The sequence below is a fragment of the [Mycoplasma] falconis genome (genome assembly GCF_006385795.1).
GTDB lineage: Bacteria > Bacillota_I > Bacilli_A > Mycoplasmatales > Metamycoplasmataceae > Metamycoplasma > Metamycoplasma falconis.
The window spans coordinates 1-673 of the sequence record NZ_VFSS01000026.1; the positions used below are offsets into that span (position 1 = coordinate 1).

The window sequence follows — 673 nt, forward strand, 5'->3', positions numbered from 1 at the left end:
CATGAGCAGCACGTCATATCTCGAGCCCTCGTTATCGACCGCCGCGAGCAGAAACAACGTCGCCGCGGCGGCAGCGGCGATCAGGCGGACGGGACGCATGCGTGACCCGACATGGTCCGACCAGCGGCCGACCGCGACCCGGCCCAGCGCCCCAGCAGCTGCGATATGGTCACCAAGACACCGGCCTGCGCGACCGACCAGCCGTGGTGGTTGATCAGCCAGACCAACATGAACGTCACGGTCACCGTCTGCGGCATCATCAGCAACGCCGACGCCGCGTGTATCCGCCACAGGATCGACGATCCCCGATAAGGGCTGGCCAGCTCCTGTTCGGAGGCTTTCGTGCGGGATTTTCGCGGTGGGTCGACGATACCGAGCACGCTGGCCACCGCGGCCAACGTGCACACGACGGCGGGAAACATCAGCCCTGCGTGCACCCCGCGTTCGGCCAGTTCGGGTATCACCAACGCGCCGGAGGCGATGCCCAAAGGTTGTGCGGTCTGGCGGATTCCCATGGCCAGACCGCGTTGCTGGGGCGGGAACCAACCCGAGACCAGCCGCCCGCCGGCGCTGTTGCAACCACCGGCGGCCATGCCGCCGAGAAACAGGAAGACACCGATCCACAGCAGCGAATGAACCGATGCCGCGGCGTAGGCGGCCGCGGCGGTCAGCG

The 673-nt window shown here is 67.5% G+C and carries 1 protein-coding gene; it reads right to left on the reverse strand.

What is annotated here, in order from left to right:
* Positions 1 to 673, reverse strand: a 673-nt coding sequence (locus FJO69_RS07725; RefSeq protein ID WP_211333793.1) for an MFS transporter, incomplete at both ends; no start/stop codon positions are given.